General features: G+C 61.6%; 13 protein-coding genes and 2 pseudogenes. 10 read left to right on the top strand and 5 right to left on the bottom strand.

Translation table 11 applies throughout. The features are described 5' to 3' along the window. Positions 1 to 66 precede the first annotated feature (66 nt). Positions 67 to 333, bottom strand: coding sequence for a metal-sensing transcriptional repressor (locus tag HAP41_RS30265; protein WP_166093809.1), 267 nt, complete (start codon positions 331 to 333; stop codon positions 67 to 69). A gap of 843 nt (positions 334 to 1,176) precedes the next feature. On the opposite strand from HAP41_RS30265, the gene HAP41_RS30270 reads away from it, so the two are divergent. The 5 genes and pseudogenes from HAP41_RS30270 to HAP41_RS30290 all read left to right on the top strand — a co-directional run bounded on the left by HAP41_RS30270 (position 1,177) and on the right by HAP41_RS30290 (position 9,615). Continuing rightward, positions 1,177 to 3,156 (top strand): carbohydrate porin, encoded by a 1,980-nt coding sequence (locus HAP41_RS30270; protein ID WP_224580697.1) that lies wholly within the window; start codon positions 1,177 to 1,179, stop codon positions 3,154 to 3,156. Positions 3,157 to 3,172: 16 nt separating this feature from the next. Next, the gene (locus HAP41_RS30275) at positions 3,173 to 4,909 is read left to right on the top strand and encodes an ABC transporter permease (protein ID WP_166093763.1); all 1,737 of its coding nucleotides are present in this window, start codon (positions 3,173 to 3,175) and stop codon (positions 4,907 to 4,909) included. A gap of 15 nt (positions 4,910 to 4,924) precedes the next feature. Further along, positions 4,925 to 6,235: an ABC transporter ATP-binding protein gene (locus HAP41_RS30280; protein WP_166093756.1), complete on the top strand. Its 1,311-nt coding sequence runs from the start codon at positions 4,925 to 4,927 to the stop codon at positions 6,233 to 6,235. 1,206 nt (positions 6,236 to 7,441) lie between these two features. Further along, a pseudogene (locus HAP41_RS30285) lies at positions 7,442 to 8,614 on the top strand (GTP-binding protein). Then, positions 8,557 to 9,615 carry a murein L,D-transpeptidase catalytic domain family protein gene (locus tag HAP41_RS30290; RefSeq protein WP_224580696.1) on the top strand — a complete coding sequence of 353 codons (1,059 nt, stop codon included), beginning with the start codon at positions 8,557 to 8,559 and terminating at the stop codon, positions 9,613 to 9,615. Before HAP41_RS30285 ends, HAP41_RS30290 begins: the two are co-directional and overlap by 58 nt. Here the strand turns inward: HAP41_RS30290 and HAP41_RS30295 are convergent. Beyond that, entirely contained in the window at positions 9,561 to 9,989 is a 429-nt protein-coding gene (locus HAP41_RS30295; protein WP_166093753.1) for a hypothetical protein, read from the bottom strand. The genes HAP41_RS30290 and HAP41_RS30295 overlap by 55 nt on opposite strands. Before the next feature lie 38 nt (positions 9,990 to 10,027). Here HAP41_RS30295 and HAP41_RS30300 point away from each other — a divergent pair, with 38 nt between their 5' ends. Continuing rightward, a complete protein-coding gene (locus HAP41_RS30300; RefSeq protein WP_166093749.1) occupies positions 10,028 to 11,563 on the top strand; it encodes a M20/M25/M40 family metallo-hydrolase in 1,536 nt (511 codons plus the stop codon). Here HAP41_RS30300 and HAP41_RS30305 read toward each other — a convergent pair. Further along, positions 11,560 to 12,423: a LysR substrate-binding domain-containing protein gene (locus HAP41_RS30305; protein ID WP_175618058.1), complete on the bottom strand. Its 864-nt coding sequence runs from the start codon at positions 12,421 to 12,423 to the stop codon at positions 11,560 to 11,562. The two genes, HAP41_RS30300 and HAP41_RS30305, sit on opposite strands and share 4 nt — an antisense overlap. A gap of 137 nt (positions 12,424 to 12,560) precedes the next feature. Here HAP41_RS30305 and HAP41_RS30310 point away from each other — a divergent pair, with 137 nt between their 5' ends. The 4 genes and pseudogenes from HAP41_RS30310 (at position 12,561) to HAP41_RS30325 (ending at position 16,016) form a co-directional block, all read left to right on the top strand. After that, complete coding sequence (locus tag HAP41_RS30310) at positions 12,561 to 13,727, top strand: trans-sulfuration enzyme family protein (RefSeq protein WP_166093713.1); 1,167 nt, start codon at positions 12,561 to 12,563, stop codon at positions 13,725 to 13,727. Positions 13,728 to 13,792: 65 nt separating this feature from the next. Further along, positions 13,793 to 14,608 carry a transporter substrate-binding domain-containing protein gene (locus HAP41_RS30315; RefSeq protein ID WP_206706243.1) on the top strand — a complete coding sequence of 272 codons (816 nt, stop codon included), beginning with the start codon at positions 13,793 to 13,795 and terminating at the stop codon, positions 14,606 to 14,608. Beyond that, positions 14,608 to 15,255: an amino acid ABC transporter permease gene (locus HAP41_RS30320; protein ID WP_166093710.1), complete on the top strand. Its 648-nt coding sequence runs from the start codon at positions 14,608 to 14,610 to the stop codon at positions 15,253 to 15,255. Before HAP41_RS30315 ends, HAP41_RS30320 begins: the two co-directional genes overlap by 1 nt. After that, positions 15,252 to 16,016: pseudogene (locus tag HAP41_RS30325) on the top strand (amino acid ABC transporter ATP-binding protein). The gene HAP41_RS30320 and the pseudogene HAP41_RS30325 overlap by 4 nt, the downstream one beginning before the upstream one ends. 402 nt (positions 16,017 to 16,418) lie before the next feature. Here HAP41_RS30325 and HAP41_RS30330 read toward each other — a convergent pair. Beyond that, a complete protein-coding gene (locus HAP41_RS30330) occupies positions 16,419 to 16,949 on the bottom strand; it encodes an AMP-binding protein (RefSeq protein WP_166093700.1) in 531 nt (176 codons plus the stop codon). Between the two features lie 8 nt (positions 16,950 to 16,957). Then, entirely contained in the window at positions 16,958 to 18,166 is a 1,209-nt protein-coding gene (locus tag HAP41_RS30335) for an isochorismate synthase (RefSeq protein WP_206706244.1), read from the bottom strand. Positions 18,167 to 18,210: the final 44 nt, after the last annotated feature.

Raw genomic sequence — 18,210 nt, forward strand, 5'->3', positions numbered from 1 at the left:
CATGGCCGGAGTCGTCACTCTCACCGGTCTGCCCAGCAGCCATCCAAGACTGCATCGCCATTCGCTTCACAAATATTTCGCGATCAGATTGAACTCCTTGAGCATCGCTTTGCCTTTTGCGCTCGCGGTGCTTACCGAGCGTTCAAAGCTGTGACTGAGATGATCGTGAATGAGCATCTTCTTGGCACTTTCGATTGCTCCTTCGACGGCCTGCAACTGCTGCGCGATTTGAGCGCAGGGACGCTCCTGTTCGATCATCTCGATGATCGTCTCAAGATGGCCGTTAGCTCGTTTAAGACGGCGCGCAATAGACGCGTGTACGTGATCCGGCATCGTTCCTCCTATCCTCCCCCGGAGGATCATTTCTATCCTGGTGGGAGGATGGCAACATGTGCTTGACTCCGCCGAATTGCAAGACTATGTCGCTGACCAATGCTGGATGCATACCGCGCCTGGCAGATGACATACAGACGAAGAGCCATGGGCAGTACTCGCTATGGCACACTCCTTCCGCAGGAAGCCGCTGTGCCGCAAATCATAGTCAAGCGCGACAACGACGCCGGCGTGAGATCTCGCGACCCCAGATAAGTGGTCGCATTCTGCTCACTGACCTGCCGCGTGTTGCGGAGGTGGAGGTGAGCGATGTTGAAGACATCAGCACGAAAATACTGGCTTGGATTCCGGCGGACGCCGCTGGAATCACAATGTTCTATTGCCGCTAACGACAATTTCTCGCCGGCCAAGGCCAAGCGAACCACGCAGCGCAACTTGTTACAGCGCGTGCGCATTGTATGTCGCTGGTCACAGACTGCCGATGGATTGACCTGTCGCTGGCAGGTCGACACCCCTGCAATGCCGCCACGCGATGATCGAATACCGGCGTGTCAAATCGCGGCGGACCGGTCCGATCGCGCCGGCTTGTGTGCCCAATGGTGATCGAACCAGCGCAGTCCTTGCAAGATTACGGCGTGTGGCTGGAGTCGCTGTCTTACGACTAGCCAGCCACGCGCTGCGGTTGATCATGACCCTTCATGGTCAGCAGCGGCTGTCGCGGCAGGGGCTCGCCGCGCTCCTGTCTGGCACACGATCGATTGAGCGGCTCGGCATTTGGCTGGCATTGGGTCGACGACGAAAGCGCTGAACGCAATGGAATTGGATAAGTCGGGAGTGTCCGCGATGAAATATGCGCTCTTCGTTGGAGGTCTTGCGACGGGCCTGGCATCCGCCTGCGCTGTGGCAGGCGACCGGCCGTCTCCGGGGTGGGGTGACTTCCGATTGTACCAATGGACCGGCTTCTACGTCGGCGGCCATTTCGGCTATGGCGACGCAAATTTTGGGCCCGGCACAAGTCCCCTGCCTGAGCAAGGCGTCGTCCTGCCACATAGCGCGACTGGGCTCACCGGCGGCTATCAGCTCGGCTATAACCGGCAGCTCACCAACCGCGTCGTTCTCGGCATCGAGGCGGATTCGACCTTCACCAGTCCGTCGGATGCCCCGGCGCTGGCACGCGCGCCGACGCCCTTCCACACCACGATCGACTATGTCGGCACTGTGCGCGGCCGCATCGGCTATGCCTTCGATCGCCTCCTGCCTTACATCGCGGGCGGCGTCGCATGGGGCCACACGCATATCAACGTCAACGATGCCGACGGTGTCACACCGCTCTTCCCGGTTGGCCACTACCAGACCGGCTGGACCGCCGGTCTCGGGCTCGAATACGCGGTCAGCGGCAACTGGACCGCAAAGGCCGAGTATGAATATGTCGACCTGTCGAGCCGGACTTATGATCTGAGTCGCTTTGGCCTCGGCAGCGTCAATGTCGATCCGCGCATTCATCTGTTCAAGCTCGGCCTGAACTACCAGTTCGGCGACACGCCCTGGATGGCGCCGGTCAACGGCAAGACCGCGCTCCCAGAGTCCAATGACTGGAATGTCCACGCCCAAACGACCTTCCTGCCGCAGGGCTATGGGCCGATCCACTCGCCCTATGCGAGCCCGCTCAGCCTTCCCGGCAGCGGCCAGTTTCAGGCCACGTGGACGACCACGGCCTTCCTGGGAGCGAAACTCTGGGACGGCGGCGAGTTCTATTTCAATCCCGAGCTGGCACAGGGCTTTGGCCTCAACGGTACGCTCGGCCTTGCCGGCTTCTCCAACGGCGAGGCTCAGAAGGCCGGCGCCCCGTTTCCGAAAATCCGCGCGCAGCGCTATTACGTCAAGCAGACCTTTGGCCTCGGCGGCGAGCGGGAGGATGTGCCCGACGCCCCGAACCAGCTTGCGGGCAAGCGTGACATCGACCGCGTCACGCTGATCGTCGGCCGGTTTGCGGTCGGCGATTTCTTCGACGGAAATTCCTACGCCAAGGACCCGCGCGCCGACTTCATGAATTGGGCGATGTGGTCGTCGGGGGCCTACGACTTCCCCGCCGATTTGCCTGGCTACACCCGCGGCGCCGTGGTCGAGCTCAACCGCAAGGACTGGGCGGTGCGCGGTGGCCTGTTCCAGGTGCCGTCGGCGCCCAACAGCGACGTGCTTACCTTCAAGACCGGCGGTGCTGTGGTCGAAGTCGAGGAACGGCACAGCGTTGCCGATCAACCGGGCAAGCTCCGGGTTGGCGCCTTTTACAATAGCGGCAACACCGCCAATTACCGCGAGGTTATTGCACTGGCGGCCGCCAACCCCGCGCTCGACATCAACGACATCACCACCGCGGATCAGCGCACCCGGCCGAAATACGGCTTCTACGTTAATCTCGAACAGCAGATCGTCAACGACGTCGGACTGTTCGCGCGCGCAAGCTGGAATGACGGTCAGAACCAGATCCTGTCGTTCACCGATATCGACCGCAGCCTTTCCGGCGGACTGTCGATCAAGGGCAGCTTCTGGGGCCGGCCAAACGACACGGTCGGCATCGGCGGCGCCGTCAACGGGCTTTCCGCTGCGCACCGCGACTTCCTTGCTGCGGGCGGCACCGGTCTTCTGATCGGAGACGGGCAACTCAATTACAGTCCCGAACGGATCTTCGAGACCTACTATTCGTGGAGACTCAACAATTGGACCGCGCTGACCTTCGACTACCAGTTCATCACAAATCCGGCCTATAACGCCGACCGCGGACCTGTCTCGATTGTCTCGGGCCGCCTGCACGCCGAATTCTAGCCCGGGGGCGGCCGTCATGAAACTCCAGGATTTCCGTAGCGCCGCGATCGGGCAGGCGCTACGTCCCAATGTCTGGGATATCGCCGCGCTGATCCTAGTGGTCGGCGCCATGGTGCTGATCGTCTATGGCGGCGAACAGACCACGGCGCCGCTGTCGGAGCTCGAACTGACGCCGGTGTCGCTCGACCCGTCGAAACTGCCGTTTTATGCGCTGCGCACGACGTTGCGGATGCTGCTCGCGATCGTCTGCTCCACCATCTTCACCTTCGCCTATGCGGCGATCGCCGCCAAGAGCCGGCGCGCCGAGATGGTGATGATCCCGCTGCTCGACATCCTGCAATCGGTGCCGATCCTGGGCTTTCTGACCTTCACGGTCGTGTTCTTCATGAACCTGTTTCCCGGCCAGGTGATGGGCGCCGAGCTCGCTTCGGTATTCGCGATCTTCACCAGCCAAGCCTGGAACATGACTTTTAGCATGTACCAGTCGATCCGCAACGTGCCGAAGGATCTGGAGGAGGCGACGCAAAGCTTCCATCTCTCCGTCTGGCAGCGCTTCTGGCGCCTGGACGTCCCCTTCGCGATGCCCGGCCTGATCTGGAACGCGATGATGTCGATGTCGGGCGGCTGGTTCTTCGTGGTGGCCTCCGAAGCAATCACCGTCGGCAACACCACGGTGACGCTGCCGGGCATCGGCTCCTATGTGGCGATGGCGATCCAGCAGCAGAACCTCTCCGCAATCTTCTACGCGATCCTGGCGATGCTGTTCGTCATCATCGCCTATGACCAACTGCTGTTCCGGCCGATCGTCGCCTGGGCCGACAAATTCCGCTTCGAGCAGACCGCCTCGGGCGAAGCGCCGACCTCATGGATGCTCGACCTGTTCCGCCGCACCCGTGCGCTGCGCACCCTCACGCGCCCCTTCGCCGCGGTGAACAGGATGGTCTCGAATTTGCGCATCCCGCTGCCGAAGCTGTCTCGTGCGGGAAGCAACATGGGGAGCCGCCCGTCGCGCCTCGTCGACGCGCTCTGGATCGCCGTGATCCTCGCCGGCACCGGCTATGCCGCCTGGCTGACCTATCGCTACCTCTCGGCCAGCCTCGACCTTTCAGACGTCTTCATCGTAATCCGCGACGGGCTGATCACCCTGCTGCGCGTCATCGTGCTGATCAGCATCGCCACGCTGATCTGGGTACCGATCGGCGTCTGGATCGGGCTTCGCCCGAAGCTGGCCGAGCGCGTGCAGCCGCTGGCGCAGTTCCTGGCGGCCTTCCCTGCCAATCTCGCCTTCCCCGTCTTCGTCTTCATCATCGTCCACTATGGGTTGAGCGCCAATATCTGGCTGAGCCCGCTGATGATCCTGGGTACGCAGTGGTACATCCTGTTCAACGTGATCGCGGGCGCAAGCGCGTTCCCGACCGACCTGCGCGAGGCCGCCGGCAGCTTCCACCTCGGCGGATGGCGATGGTGGTTCAAGGTGATCCTGCCCGGCATCTTCCCCTACTACATCACCGGCGCGATCACGGCGTCCGGCGGCTCATGGAACGCGTCCATCGTCGCGGAGGTCGCAAGCTGGGGCGAAACGCATTTGCAGGCCACCGGATTGGGAGCCTATATCGCCATGGCGACGGAGGCCGGCGATTTTCCGCGGGTCGTGCTCGGTATCGCCACGATGTGTATCATGGTGACGCTGTTCAATCGTCTGCTCTGGCGGCCACTCTATGCCTTCGGCGAGCGCCGCCTGCGTCTCGGCTGATGAGGAGGGAAAATCATGCTTGACCAGGTAAAGCCATCCGCCCTCGTCGACATCCGCAACGTCTGCCGGTCGTTTCCGAAGGGCAGCGGCGAGCAGCTGCTGGTGCTCGAAAAGGTCGACCTCACCATCCATTCCGGTGAGATCGTCGGCCTGCTCGGCCGCTCCGGCTCAGGCAAATCCACGCTGCTTCGGATCATCGCCGGCCTGATGGCGCCCTCATCGGGCAGCGCAACATGCCGCGGCGAAACCATCATCGGCCCGCCGAACGGCGTCGCCATGGTGTTCCAGTCGTTCGCGCTGTTTCCCTGGCTGACGGTGCTGCAAAACGTCGAGCTGGGGCTGGAAGCGCTCGGGATCGATGCCACCGAGCGGCGCAAGCGCGCGCTGGCCGCGATCGACCTGATCGGCCTCGACGGCTTCGAATCCGCTTTCCCCAAGGAGCTGTCGGGCGGCATGCGCCAGCGCGTCGGCTTTGCCCGGGCGCTGGTGGTGCATCCCGACCTCCTGCTGATGGACGAACCGTTCTCGGCACTCGACGTGCTCACCGCCGAAACGCTGCGCACCGACCTGATCGATCTCTGGATCGAGGGCCGGCTGCCGATCAAGTCGATCCTCATGGTGACGCATAATATCGAGGAAGCCGTCCTGATGTGCGATCGCATCCTGGTGTTCTCATCGAACCCAGGGCGCGTCGCCGCGGAGATCAAGGTCGGCCTGAATCATCCGCGCAACCGGCTTGATCCGCATTTCCGCCAGCTCGTCGACAGTATCTACGCGCGCATGACCCAGCGTGCCGAACCGAAGGCCCCCTCCATCGAGGGCATCCCGGGCACCGGTGTCGGAATGACCCTGCACCACGTGTCGTCCAACGTGCTGTCCGGCCTGATCGAGACGCTCGCGGGACCGCCCTATCACGGACATGCCGACCTGCCGGTGCTCGCGAGCCAGCTCCAGCTCGAGGCCGACGAGATACTTCATCTCGGCGAGTCCCTCCAGCTCCTACGCTTTGCGCAGCTCAGCGAAGGCGACCTTATGCTCACCGACGTCGGCAAGCGCTTCGCTAACCTCGAGACCGATGCGCGCAAGAAGCTCTTCGCCGAGCATCTCGTCACATACGTGCCGGTGATGGGATTGATTCGCCGCGTGCTAGATGAACGGCCCTCACATACCGCACCCGCAGCGCGGTTCCGCAACGAGCTCCAGGACTACATGTCCGAAGACTACGCGGACGAGACCCTGAAGACAGTGGTGTCCTGGGGACGCTACGCCGAGTTGTTTGCTTACGATGAACAATCAGAGACGTTCAGCTTGGAAGATCCTAGATGACGCCATTCCGTCTGGAAATGTTGATGAGACCGGCCGCTTTCCCTGACAACAATCTGCCCAACAAACTCGAGAAGAAGCGTCTCGAGAAAGCCAAGAGATGCAGCATTAGGTCGAAAGGACGAGCAAGCTTCTGATATCGCGAGCCTTGGGTCGCGATGTCTTCGCGCGGCAAGTCGTCACCGTCCAGGCGACGACGGCTCCCCTTAACGCCTCCCATCTAAATGACCGCTCTTTTCGACTCTTGGAGCTTGTTCAGCAGACAGATTTTTGCGCCGCAGGAATTGGCCGTGGGACTCGCAGACCGGGAAGGCCTGCGGCTTGCCGCAAATCGAAACGAGCCGTCCACTGCACAATAGCGCAAAGAGACTACCAAGACAGTCACAATAGCCGTCTCAATAATGTGCGGTCCTATCAAACAGCCTGCATTTATCTGCCCTCGGAGCTTGCCGGTCTCCCCTAGGTACGGGGCAGTTGGTCCTACTTGGCAGGTTGAGCAACCCAGGCATCCTTCGGCTTCCAGCGATGAATTTGGCCGCAGCGCGGACACTCGAGAGGAATTTCAACCTGGGAAGCGTTTCGAAAATGACGGTCTCCATCTTCAGCCCCGTAAAGAAAAATGGCGTCTCCCGCTGCACAGACGGCACACGCCGCCATCTAACCCACTGAACAACTTTAACTCTCGCTCCACTCCATCGTGAAAGTTTAAGGTAGCTGCAACAATCTATGTTCGATTGGAGGCAATCAGAGAAAAGTTCGTAAGGTCGTCCATCAACCCTGCTGCCGCAGGTTCAAGTCGTCGAGCTGCCGCCGCTCGGCCCCTAAACCGCTTGGGCTTTGCATGCAATGCAAAATCCGCGCTATTATTTGCGCAGTGGCGCAGATCTGAAACCAATCCTCCCTACCCCGCGACGACGATACCGCCGCAAGTCCAAATCGTGGAGGCGCAACCACCCATACCGACATTCAGTTCGGACCGGACGTGTTGCGCAGTGCCTATCCTCCGGACCCCGTGGCCATGCCGAACAGAAAGGCCTCACTTCCGCGAGCCGCTGGGTGGACAACTATGAAGCTCGCCGTCGGAGTTGATTAAGCGCAGCTTGACAGAGGCTCATCATCTCTATTGTAATGTTATAACATTACATCTTAGTCACCCAATGTGCTCTCCCAACCATCGACCTATCTCATTGAAAAGGCTCTTCGATCTTCATGCGAAAACTCCCCGTCACCGTCTTGTCCGGCTTCCTCGGGGCTGGAAAGACAACTTTGCTGAACCACGTCCTGAACAATCGGCACGGCCTGAAGGTGGCAGTGATCGTCAACGACATGAGCGAGGTGAACATCGACGCTGATCTGGTCCGCGACGGTGGTGCCAACCTGTCCCGGACTGACGAAAAGCTCGTCGAGATGACCAATGGGTGCATTTGCTGCACGCTCCGCGACGATCTCCTGAGGGAAGTACGCACGCTCGCGGAGAGCGGGCGCTTTGACTATCTGCTGATCGAGTCAACAGGCATCTCCGAACCCCTTCCGGTGGCGGCGACGTTCGACTTTCGCTCGGAAGCCGGCGAGAGCCTCTCCGATGTCGCCCGTCTCGACACCATGGTGACCGTTGTCGACGCAGTGAATCTGCTCAAGGACTATTCGTCGACCGACTTTCTGCAGGATCGCGGCGAGGCGCTGGAGGGCGACAGACGAACGATGGTTGACCTGCTCGTGGAACAGATCGAGTTTGCTGATGTGGTGGTGCTCAACAAGGTGGACGACGCCACGGAAGCTCAGCGCGAAGCGGCGCGCAAGATTGTCCGCTCACTTAACCCCGAGGCCGATATCATCGAAACAAACCACAGCCGCGTCCCGTTCGATCGCGTGCTCGACACCGGCCGTTTCGATTTCGAGAAGGCGCAAGCGCACCCGCTCTGGTAACCCGCTCTGGTACAAGGAACCCTATGGCTTCGCCGAGCACATCCCCGAAAGCGAAGAATACGGTGTGAAGAACTTCGTCTACCGCGCCGTTCGGCCGTTCGAGCCGGTGAAGTTCGACCAGTTCATCAAGCAGTCCTGGCCTGGCGTCATCCGCGCCAAGGGGCATTTCTGGCTGGCGTGCGAACCGAAGCGTTGGGCTTCTGGTGGGCGGCCGTTCCCGCCGAACGCTGGCCTGACGATCCCTTCTGGCGCAAAAATCTGCGGAAGCATTGGAACGAGATCTATGGCGACCGCCGCCAGGAAATCGTATTCATCGGCGTCGGCATGGACGAAGGGGCGATCCGCGCACGGCTCGATGCCTGCCTCGTGCCAGGCAGGCCTGCAATGGATGTTGCCGAATGGGCAAAGTTGTCAGATCCATTTCCAGCATGGCGGCGCGCCGATCAAGCGGCCTGAACGGCAGTTGCGGAGGCGATCCGCTGCGGTCTGGATCGCCCTTTCTCTGGCGGTTCGCGCTTGGCGTGACGATCGCCGCGTGGCTGTCGGCTGGAGCCTTTGCGGCGGAACGGCCGTCGGAGATACCGGGCTGGTTGATGAGCCATGTCGGTGACGGCGCGGGGCAGATTGCTCCGGTGGTATTGCAGAGAGCGCGCGCTCTCTACCTGCGAAAGGTCGCAGCCGGCGTCGTCAAGAATCCCTGCTATTTCGCCATGGACGCGACGCGGCCGAGCGAAGCCGGATTGGGGAAGCGCTTCTACGAGATCTGCGAAGCCGACCGGTCTTTTCGCGCGATGCCCGCGGGGCACGGCAGCGGCCGCAATATCAAGGGCGCGGTGAATTTCGCGAACGGTAAGGAGTGTGCAAAGAATTTCGGCAATGCGCTCGACTCGAATCTGACGACCGGCGGCGCCTATGTGACGGCCGAGACGAAAACCTCATTCAAGGGTTACTTTCGTAATGGCGCGAAACAGGAGGCCATCCTCTTGCGCTCGTTCGTTCAGTTCGATGGCGAGGGAGAGACTGCCAATGCCAGGGAGCGTGCGATCGGCGGGCATCCAGCCGTTGTTTTGAAGGCCGTCCATTATCGAAGCATGGCGCGTAGTCCCTATGCCAATGTGAATGGTTGCGTTCCGGTCGGAACCCTCGTGGACTACGCGAGCGGACGCAGCAATGGCTGCACGAGTTGGTCGCGATCCGACGCAGAGCGAATCATTCCAAAGCTCAAGGAGCCGACAACAGTCTACATCTACCCGGAATCGCAGGACATCAAGGCGGTCGCTCAAGCCGTCTCGGCGCGCCGATCGCTTTCGTCGAGCAGCCCTTATTGGAACGCCTTTTGCTCGAGGCAAATCGGCGCCCCGAAGTTCTGGGCAAGAGAGGCCCTCGAACCGATTCTCGCTCGTTACCGCCCCGCTCCTGAACCGGCCGCGAGTCCGGTGCCGACTTGCAAGCCGTGACCTCTTCGTTCCTCGTCTCGGGCATTAAACTGGCGCGAGAACATCCAGAGCTGCTCCGTTGCCATGTAGCCGGCCATGAGCAGGGCACCGAAGGCAACAATCGCCACCGACGCCGCGACCTCGACCGCCCGGATCGCGAGCATGCCAAAGCCGGCCTGGGCCTTGGCCATGCGGCCGCCGACCTCGCGCGCGCTGACCGCGATCGTCGCGATCAGCGCAGCAGTCAGCGCGGTGCCGAGACCCATCAGCAGCTTGGCGCCGACGCCGGTCCAGACCAGGTCTTGCGCCAGTGCAAAGACGAGCAGGATGATCGTGCGCGTGGACGCATCCTGGGGAACATCGACACGACATCGCCCCCCATAAGCTTCCTGCATGAGTCGATAGCTTCGTCTGCATTGCGTGCGCCGATCTCTTGAACCAAGCTAAGGAAACGCAATCAGGGCAACCGCAGCCGAGACACGTTAAAATGCCTATAGACACCTCTCGCCTCCTGTCAGCGTTGGCCCTTTGGCTTGGGTTGTTGCTCCCGCAAAGTGCCGGCGCGGAAGATGTCCCTTCTTCAGGAGGCGACGTCATCGACATGATCAAGACGCTCATCCGCTTCGATACGACGAATGCGCCCGGCGACACCCGCCCCGTAGCGGCCTATTTGAAGTCCGTGTTCGACGCGGCCGATATCCCCAACGAGACCATTCTCGCTCCCAACGGCCAGGCCGCGCATTTCATCGCAAGGCTCAAGGGGAATGGCCATGAGCGTCCCGTGCTGCTGGCCGCTCACACCGATGTCGTACCGGTGCAGCGCGAGCGCTGGAGCGTCGAGCCGTTCGCAGCTGTCGAGAAGGACGGCTTCATTTACGGCCGCGGTGCACTGGACAACAAGGGCTCGGTCGCGGTCTACGCGCAGGCCATCCTGAAGCTGGCCAGGGATCCTAGCCCACGCTCCAGGGACGTCATCTTCCTGGCCGAGGCCGACGAGGAACAGGGCCAGTACAACACCAACTGGCTCGCCGACCACTACTGGGACAAGATCGATGCGGAGTTTTCGCTCAACGAGGGCGGCCGGACAGTTCTTGGCTCCGATGGCAAAGTGCACGAGCTCCACGTCACCTACGCGGACAAGCTGACGCTCAATCTCAAGCTGAGGGCCCACGGGCCGTCCGGCCATTCGTCACGGCCAATACCGATCACCAATTCGGCCAACGGACAGCTGATCAGTGCCTTGGTAAAATTGCAGTCCTACGAGACCGCGATTCAGCTTTCTCCGGAGATCCGCAGCTACCTCGACAAAACGGCAGCGCTGAGCTCTGAACCGCTTGCTAGCACCATCCGCCGCCTCCTCGCTGCCAACGATGAAGCCGCGCAATTAGCGGCAGCGCGTGACTTGATCGCCAAGGATCCAGGTGGCTGGGGCGTCGAGGGACTGCTCCGCAACACGCTGGTGGTCACCATGCTGAATGCGGGACAGAAGCCCAACGTCATCCCTGGTGATGCCGAAGCCGTGCTCAATGCGCGTCTGCTGCCGGGAGTGACCGTCGACAATTTCATCGCCGAGGTAAGGAAAGTCATCGGCAATCCCGGGATCGAGATCGAGATCGTTAGCGCCCGGCCCAAATCGGAAATTGCCGGCTTCTACGCGATGTATTCCCAGATGGCTCCTTCGAATCTGCATACGGCGCTCTTTTCCGCGCTCCAGGACAGCGCCGGCAAGACATGGCCTGGCGTCACTGTACTGCCGACTCTCTTGGTTGCCAGCACCGACGCCACGCCCTGGCGCCGGCGCGGCGTGCCGGTCTATGGCATCGGTGCGGTGCCATCCGATCCGGTGAGTGCGAGCCGTATCCATGGCGACGACGAACGCGTCGGCATCGATGCGCTCCGGCAAGGCGAAACATTCTTTTACGGCGTGCTCAAGACGGTCACCGCGCCCTCGCCAGCGAAGACCCCTTAGCCCTTCAACTTGATGCCGAATTGAGGCGCCACACGGCGCAACTCGGCGATGAACGAGCGATGCAGCCGCGATTGAGGACTGTTGTCGCGGAACAGCAGAACCTTGTGGAATTCCACCGTCGGTCGCATCGGCCGAGTGGTCAGCCCGAGTGCCGTGAAGCCGGCTGCCGCGCTCGGATTGACCATGCCGATCCCGACGCCGGCCAGGACCAGCGCGCAGACGGTGCTCGAACTGGGCGTTTCAACGATAATTCGGAGACGAACGCCGCACTTGGCGAGAACCGCTTCGAGGCGCTGACGCGCCTTGTCTTCCGGTGCGAGCGCAACGAACGGCCGGCCGTCCATGTCCTCCGGCGTGATGACATCCTTGAAGGCGAGCGGATGATCCGGCGGTAGCGCGCAGAGGGCATGACTGCTGCCAAAATGTTCATGATGGACGCCGATCAGATCGACTTCATCCGCCGCAATGCCGAGATCGAAGCTGCCGGAAGCGACCAGTTCGCGCACCACGGACGACGCGCGGATCTGCAGCGTGACCGGGACGCCCGGATGACGCTTGTTGAAGGCGTGGATCGCCTTCGGGATCAGCGTGTTCGCGAGAGCCGAGAGTGATGCGATGCGGATGGCCCCGGCGCCAAAATCGCGGATTCGCGCTGCTTCGGCACGGATCTTGTCGAGACCGACGAAGGTTCTGTCGACCTCAGCGAACAGCAGCCGGGCTTCTGCGGTCGGTGACAGCCGCCCGCCCGAGCGATCAAACAAGGAAAAGCCGACGGAGCGCTCCAGTTCGGCAATGGCGCGGCTGACGGCTGGCTGCGTGATGTCGAGCAGCTCCGCCGCGCGCGACGCGGAGCCCGTCAAGATGACTGCCCGGAACGTCTCGATCTGGCGATAGTGCACAAAGCCCCCTATAATTTCAACGCATACATGGATGCCTTTACTTCAATTGTAAGCATAGCGCAGACCGCTACGCTTTGGCGATTCCAAATGAGGTTTCCATGCACGACCTGACACGCTGCGTTCAGCATCCCCCCATATCCCATGAAGGCTTTTCCTCGCTCGCAGTGCCGACATACCGCGCCTCGACGATCGTCTACGACGATCCGCAGTCCTTTGCGCGGCGTTCAGAGCGCGGGCTCGACGGCTATACCTACGGCCTGCACGGCACGCCGACTACGCGCACGCTCGAGGCGCAACTCACGGCGCTTCACGGCGGCGTCCGCACCGTGCTCGTCCCCTCCGGACAGGCCGCAGTCGCCGTGACGATGCTGGCAATGCTGCTTCCGGGACAGAAGGTGCTCATCCCCGATACGGTCTATCCGCCGGTGCGCAAATTCTGCGAGGACTATCTCACGCCGCGCGGCATTGCCTTTGGGGTCTATGATCCGCTGATCGGTGCAGGCATTTCGGAACTCATCGATGACCAAACGCGGCTGATCTGGATGGAGTCGCCAGGCTCGGGCACGATGGAGGTGCAGGACGTGCCGACGATCGCGAAGATCGCTCAAGCCAAGGGTGTGCTGACCGGCTGCGACAACACCTGGGCCGGGCCGTTGCTATTCAAGCCGCTCGCCCATGGTGTGGATTTCGCCGTCGAGGCGCTGACGAAATATGTCGGCGGTCATTCCGACCTCCTGCTCGGCTCGATCACGGTGAAGGACCTTGCCTTACGCAAGGCGCTGAAGGACGTGTTGCGGATGGTCGGCATCGGCGTCTCGCCAGATGAGGCATCGCTGGCGCTGCGCGGCATCGAGACCATGGGCGTGCGCATGGCCCACACCGGCCGCATCGCGATGGAATTTGCAGAGCGCCTACAAGCCTCGCCCGTCGTCAGCCGTGTGCTACATCCGGCACTCCGGTCCTGTCCCGGCCACGAACTGTGGAAGCGCGATTTTGTCGGCTCCAGCGCTGTGTTCAGCATCGTCCTGAAATCGGAGTTCAAGGATCGGATCTACCCGGCGATGGCGGCGCTTCGCGTATTCGCGATCGGCGCATCCTGGGGCGGCACGCGCAGCCTGATCGCGCCGATGAACGTCACGGGCGACCGGACCGTGCGCCCATGGGATCCATCCGAATCCGTGGTGCGCATCAGCGTCGGCCTTGAAGAGCCCGGCGAGCTATGGTCCGACCTCGAGAGCTTTCTCACAGCCACTGCCGCAGCGTAAAATCAGACGAAGTCAGCTCCCTGCAATCAGTCGAGGATACTCTCATGACTTTTCGTGCCGCCCTGATGATGATGATCGCCACCATAATCAGTCTTGACGGGTTGAAAGCCACGCACGCCGACGATGGCAGGCTCGCTGAGTTGCGAGCCTCTGGCACCATGCGAGTCGGGGTCACGCTGACCAGCGCGCCCTGGACTTATCTCGGCAGCGACAACAAGGCTGCCGGCTACGATGTCGAGATCGCGAAAGAAGTGGGACAGCGGCTCGGGATCGCAAACGTCGTGTTTATTGGTGACAGCTTCAAGAACTTCATCGAAGGGCTGCGCGCCAACAAATACGATGCCGTTTTCAATGATCTGCCCCCGACGCCGGAGCGCGCCAAGCTGGTCGACTTCGCCGAAGCCTATGGGGTCGAGGACTTCCGCATCTTCGTCAAGACCGGCAACACGTCCATCAAAGGTCTCGACGACCTGAAGGGCAGAACCGTCGGCGTCACCACCGGAACGACCAACGAGTCCTGGGCGCGCGCAAACATCCCGCAGGCAAAGATAGCCGGCTACGAGAACGGCAGCTTCATCTTTCAGGACCTGGGCTTCGGCCGTGTCGAAGCTACCATCATCTCGCATTTTGGCGGCCTCCGCTATGCACAGGCGACCAATCTCGGCGTCATCGAGATCGGCGGCCCCCTCACGTACCAGCTGTCGGCGCCGGCGATCCGCAAAGGCGAGACCGCGCTCAAGGCAGCGATCGACAAAGCCATTCTGGAGATGATCGCTGACGGCACGATCGACCGACTCGGCGAAAAGATCATCGGCCACGATTACAAGATGTCCGAAGCCATTGCGAAAGCGAAGGCCGAACAGTCAGTTCCAAAGCCATGATGGATCTGTTGGTCCGGGCCTGGCCGCTGCTCGAGGAAGCCGTACCGATGACGCTGTTCCTAGGCTTATCCTCCTTCTGCCTCGGCAGCCTGCTGGGCCTTGGGGTCGCCTTCCTCCGCCTATCGACCGCCCGCGGCCTACGATGGCTCGCCTTCGCCTATGTCTCGATCTTTCGCGGCACACCGCTGCTCGTACAGATCCTGCTGATATATTTCGGACTGCCGCGCCTCGGTCTCGCGCTCGATCCTCTGCCGTCGGCTATCGCGGCGTTGACGCTGTTCTCCGCGGCCTATCTGAGCGAAAATTTCCGTGCCGGTATCCTGTCCGTCGACAAGGGGCAATGGGAGGCTGCTGACTCGCTCGGAATGGACCGACGCAGGGCGATCACGCGCATCATCTTGCCACAGGCGCTGCGCATCGCCCTGCCCCCGCTTGGCAGTCGCCTGATCGCGCTGATGAAGGATACCTCGCTGGCATCGGCCATCACTGTGGTCGAAGTGACCCGCGTGGCCGAGCAGGTCGGCGCCGCTAGCTTTCGCTATCTGGAAATGTTCCTGATAGCCGGCGCGATCTACTGGATCATCAATCAGCTTCTGACCGTGGTCCAGATGCTGGTCGAGCAACACTTGTCGAAGCATCTCGCATGACCGAGCAGAGGGCTGTTTCCATTTCGGGGCTCGTCAAGCGCTTCGGCTCCGCCGAGGTGCTTCATGGTATCGATCTCGAGGTGTCAACGGGCGAGGTGGTCGTGCTCGTGGGACCATCGGGATCGGGCAAATCGACGTTGCTGCGCACGATCAATCTGCTCGAACGGCCGACTGCCGGCCGGATCAGCGTCTGTGGCCACGCGCTCACCTTCGACAGCGCTGCCCGACAGGAACGAGAGGAGATTGCCGTCACCCGGGCCATCCGCGCCAAAACGGCGATGGTCTTTTAGTCCTTCAATCTGTTTCCGCACATGACAGCGCTGGCGAACGTTGCCGAAGGATTGGTCAGCGTGAAGCGCATGACGAGGCGAGAGGCGGAGGCGGAGGCAATGAATCTGCTGGATCGGATGGCACTGGCCCACAAAGCCGCCGAATATCCGGCCACGCTGTCCGGCGGCCAGAAGCAACGGGTTGCCATCGCCAGGTCACTTGCGATGCGACCGCAAGTCATGCTGTTCGACGAGCCGACCTCGGCGCTTGATCCGGAATTGCGCAGTGAGGTTTTAACCGTGTTACGCGAGATTGCCGCCAGTGGCATGACTATGCTGATCGTCACGCACGAGATGGCGTTTGCGCGCGAAATCGCGGACCGCGTCGTGTTCATGGATGATGGCAGCATTCGCTTTGCTGGCCCGCCGGAGGGGTTTTTCCAGACAGCCGATCCACGAATTTCGAAATTTCGATCTGCGATCCTGCTTTGAGGTGGACGATCTAGGATGCAGGGGCGTTTTGTGGAAGGAGGGCTGACAGCAAGCCCCGCGCTGATTGGCGACCTGTCGTACGCGGCCTGCAGAATAACGCGACGGCAAGTCGCTCATACCGTCCGACAATCCACCGTCGGAGATCGAGGAAGATGGTTCGGTGGGAGCCCAACCTCCGAAATTGCGGTGATTCGATGATAGGCGGCGACTGCTGCGGACACGAGTTGCAATGCGGCGGAGGCTGCAGAACTTGCTACCTGTGATGTTATTGGCGTTGACGCTCCAGATACTTGAAAGAGCGGCACTCACCGAAGGCGCCTCCGCAGCTGAGAGTTCGCGGATGAGTACCAAATAGTGCACCCGGCACGATTCTAACGTGTGACCCTTTGCCTTTCACTTGCGCTATGCAGGTGATGAATCTCCTGGTGTGCCAACGCCCGCTGGATCAGAGCGCTGACCACCGCCAACAGCGGCCACGTCCTGGCTGACTTCATCGGCGAGACGGCGCCTGCGCGCGAGGCGGCGGCCGAGCGCTTCGACAAAACCCTCATAGCGCTCGCGTCCTTTGGTCTGCGCTGCTGCTAATGCTGTATCCGGCAAGGCTGGCGTGCTGGTCAGCCAGAACCGGACAAATTGATTGGCACGGAAAAGCGCGAAAACGACGGACAGGAATTCCGGTATGTTCGGCAATTGCACCACAACCCGTTCGCCGGGACGAAGCCCGAGCGCGAGGAAGCGGGCGGCGTTTTCATTAGCTCGCTCGAGCAGCCCCGCATAGGTCCATCGCTGCCCGCCGCCGATGACGGCAATATGATCGGGGGTCTCACGGGTGCGCTGCGCGAGGAAGCCGAACATGGTTTCTCCGCGCCAATAGCCTTTCTCGCGGTAGCGCAGAGCGTATTGCTCCGGCCAGACTTGCTTCAGCTCCAGCATGGCGGGCCTCACTCGTCAAACCTGCCGCTATCAATGCCGAAGGCGTCCAGCATTGCACGGAACTTGGCGGAGATCTCGATCAGCTCGCCCGCCGGCGTAGACCCCGGCACGATGCCGGCGCCGGCATAGAGCCGCGCGTGATTGCCGTCGAGTTCGGCGCAACGGATGGATACATGCCAGCGCCCGTCGCCCGCCGAGTCGCACCAGCCGACGGCGCCGGCGTAGAACTCGCGATCATAGGGCTCGAGTTTCACGATCTGGTCGTTTGCGAGATTGCGCGGCAGGCCGCAAACCGCCGGCGTCGGATGCAGGAGGCCGGCGAAATGGGCTGATGACAGCGAAGCGTCCTTGAGCTGACCGACGATACGCGTGCCGAGATGCCACATGCTTGCCGTTGCCGGCAAACAGGTGCCCTCGGGCGCTGAAAGATCGGCGCAATACGGCGCGAGGATGTCCAGAATGGAATCGACCACCATTGCATGCTCGCGGCGATCCTTGTCGGAGGCGAGAAGTCGGGCACCAGCCTTGCGGTCCTCCTCCGTGTCACGATGGCGACGGGCCGAGCCCGCGAGCGGATGAGAGACGACATGCCCGCCCCGCTTCTCGAGAAGGAGTTCCAGCGTTGCGCCGATGAGGCTGCGGAGCCGATGCGAACTTGCCGGCAAAGGGGTCGCAAAGACCGTGACACTTTCATCCGCGGAAAGCTTGCGCATGAGGTCGGCCGCGGAGAAATCGCGGTTCGCGGTCACCTTCAGGCTGCGCGACAGCACAACCTTGCGCAAGGTGGCGCTCGGCGCGTTCAACTGGTCGAGTGCGACGGCAACTGCGTTGGCAAACTCGGCGGCAGAGGGGTCCGGATCGACCGACAGGACCCTGGAAGCGACCGCGTGCGATGATGCGCCACCGCCGAGACCGGGGATGGCACCGATGTCATGCTTTCCCTGGACGCGAAGAACGCGTTCGGGCTGAACAAGATATGATGGCTGCTTTGGATCGAATGGCAGAGCGCCGACGAGAACATCCGGCCCTTCCGTTTGCTTGTCGAAGAAATCGGCCGTGAGCTCCGCAAGGTTGGCAAGCGCACCATCGCCCAGGGTCGCAATCTGCCCGAGCGCGAGCATCGTCTCGCCGGCCGTCTTCAAGACAAAGGGAATTGGACGGGCGAGCGCAGGCTCCGCCTGCACCTCGTCGTCTATCCAGATAAGTGGAGTTGCCATGCTGCGCTCCGGTGTTTGTTGTGGATGGAATATCTGTTGCCCCC

This window comes from Bradyrhizobium barranii subsp. apii (assembly GCF_011516635.5).
Lineage (GTDB): Bacteria > Pseudomonadota > Alphaproteobacteria > Rhizobiales > Xanthobacteraceae > Bradyrhizobium > Bradyrhizobium barranii.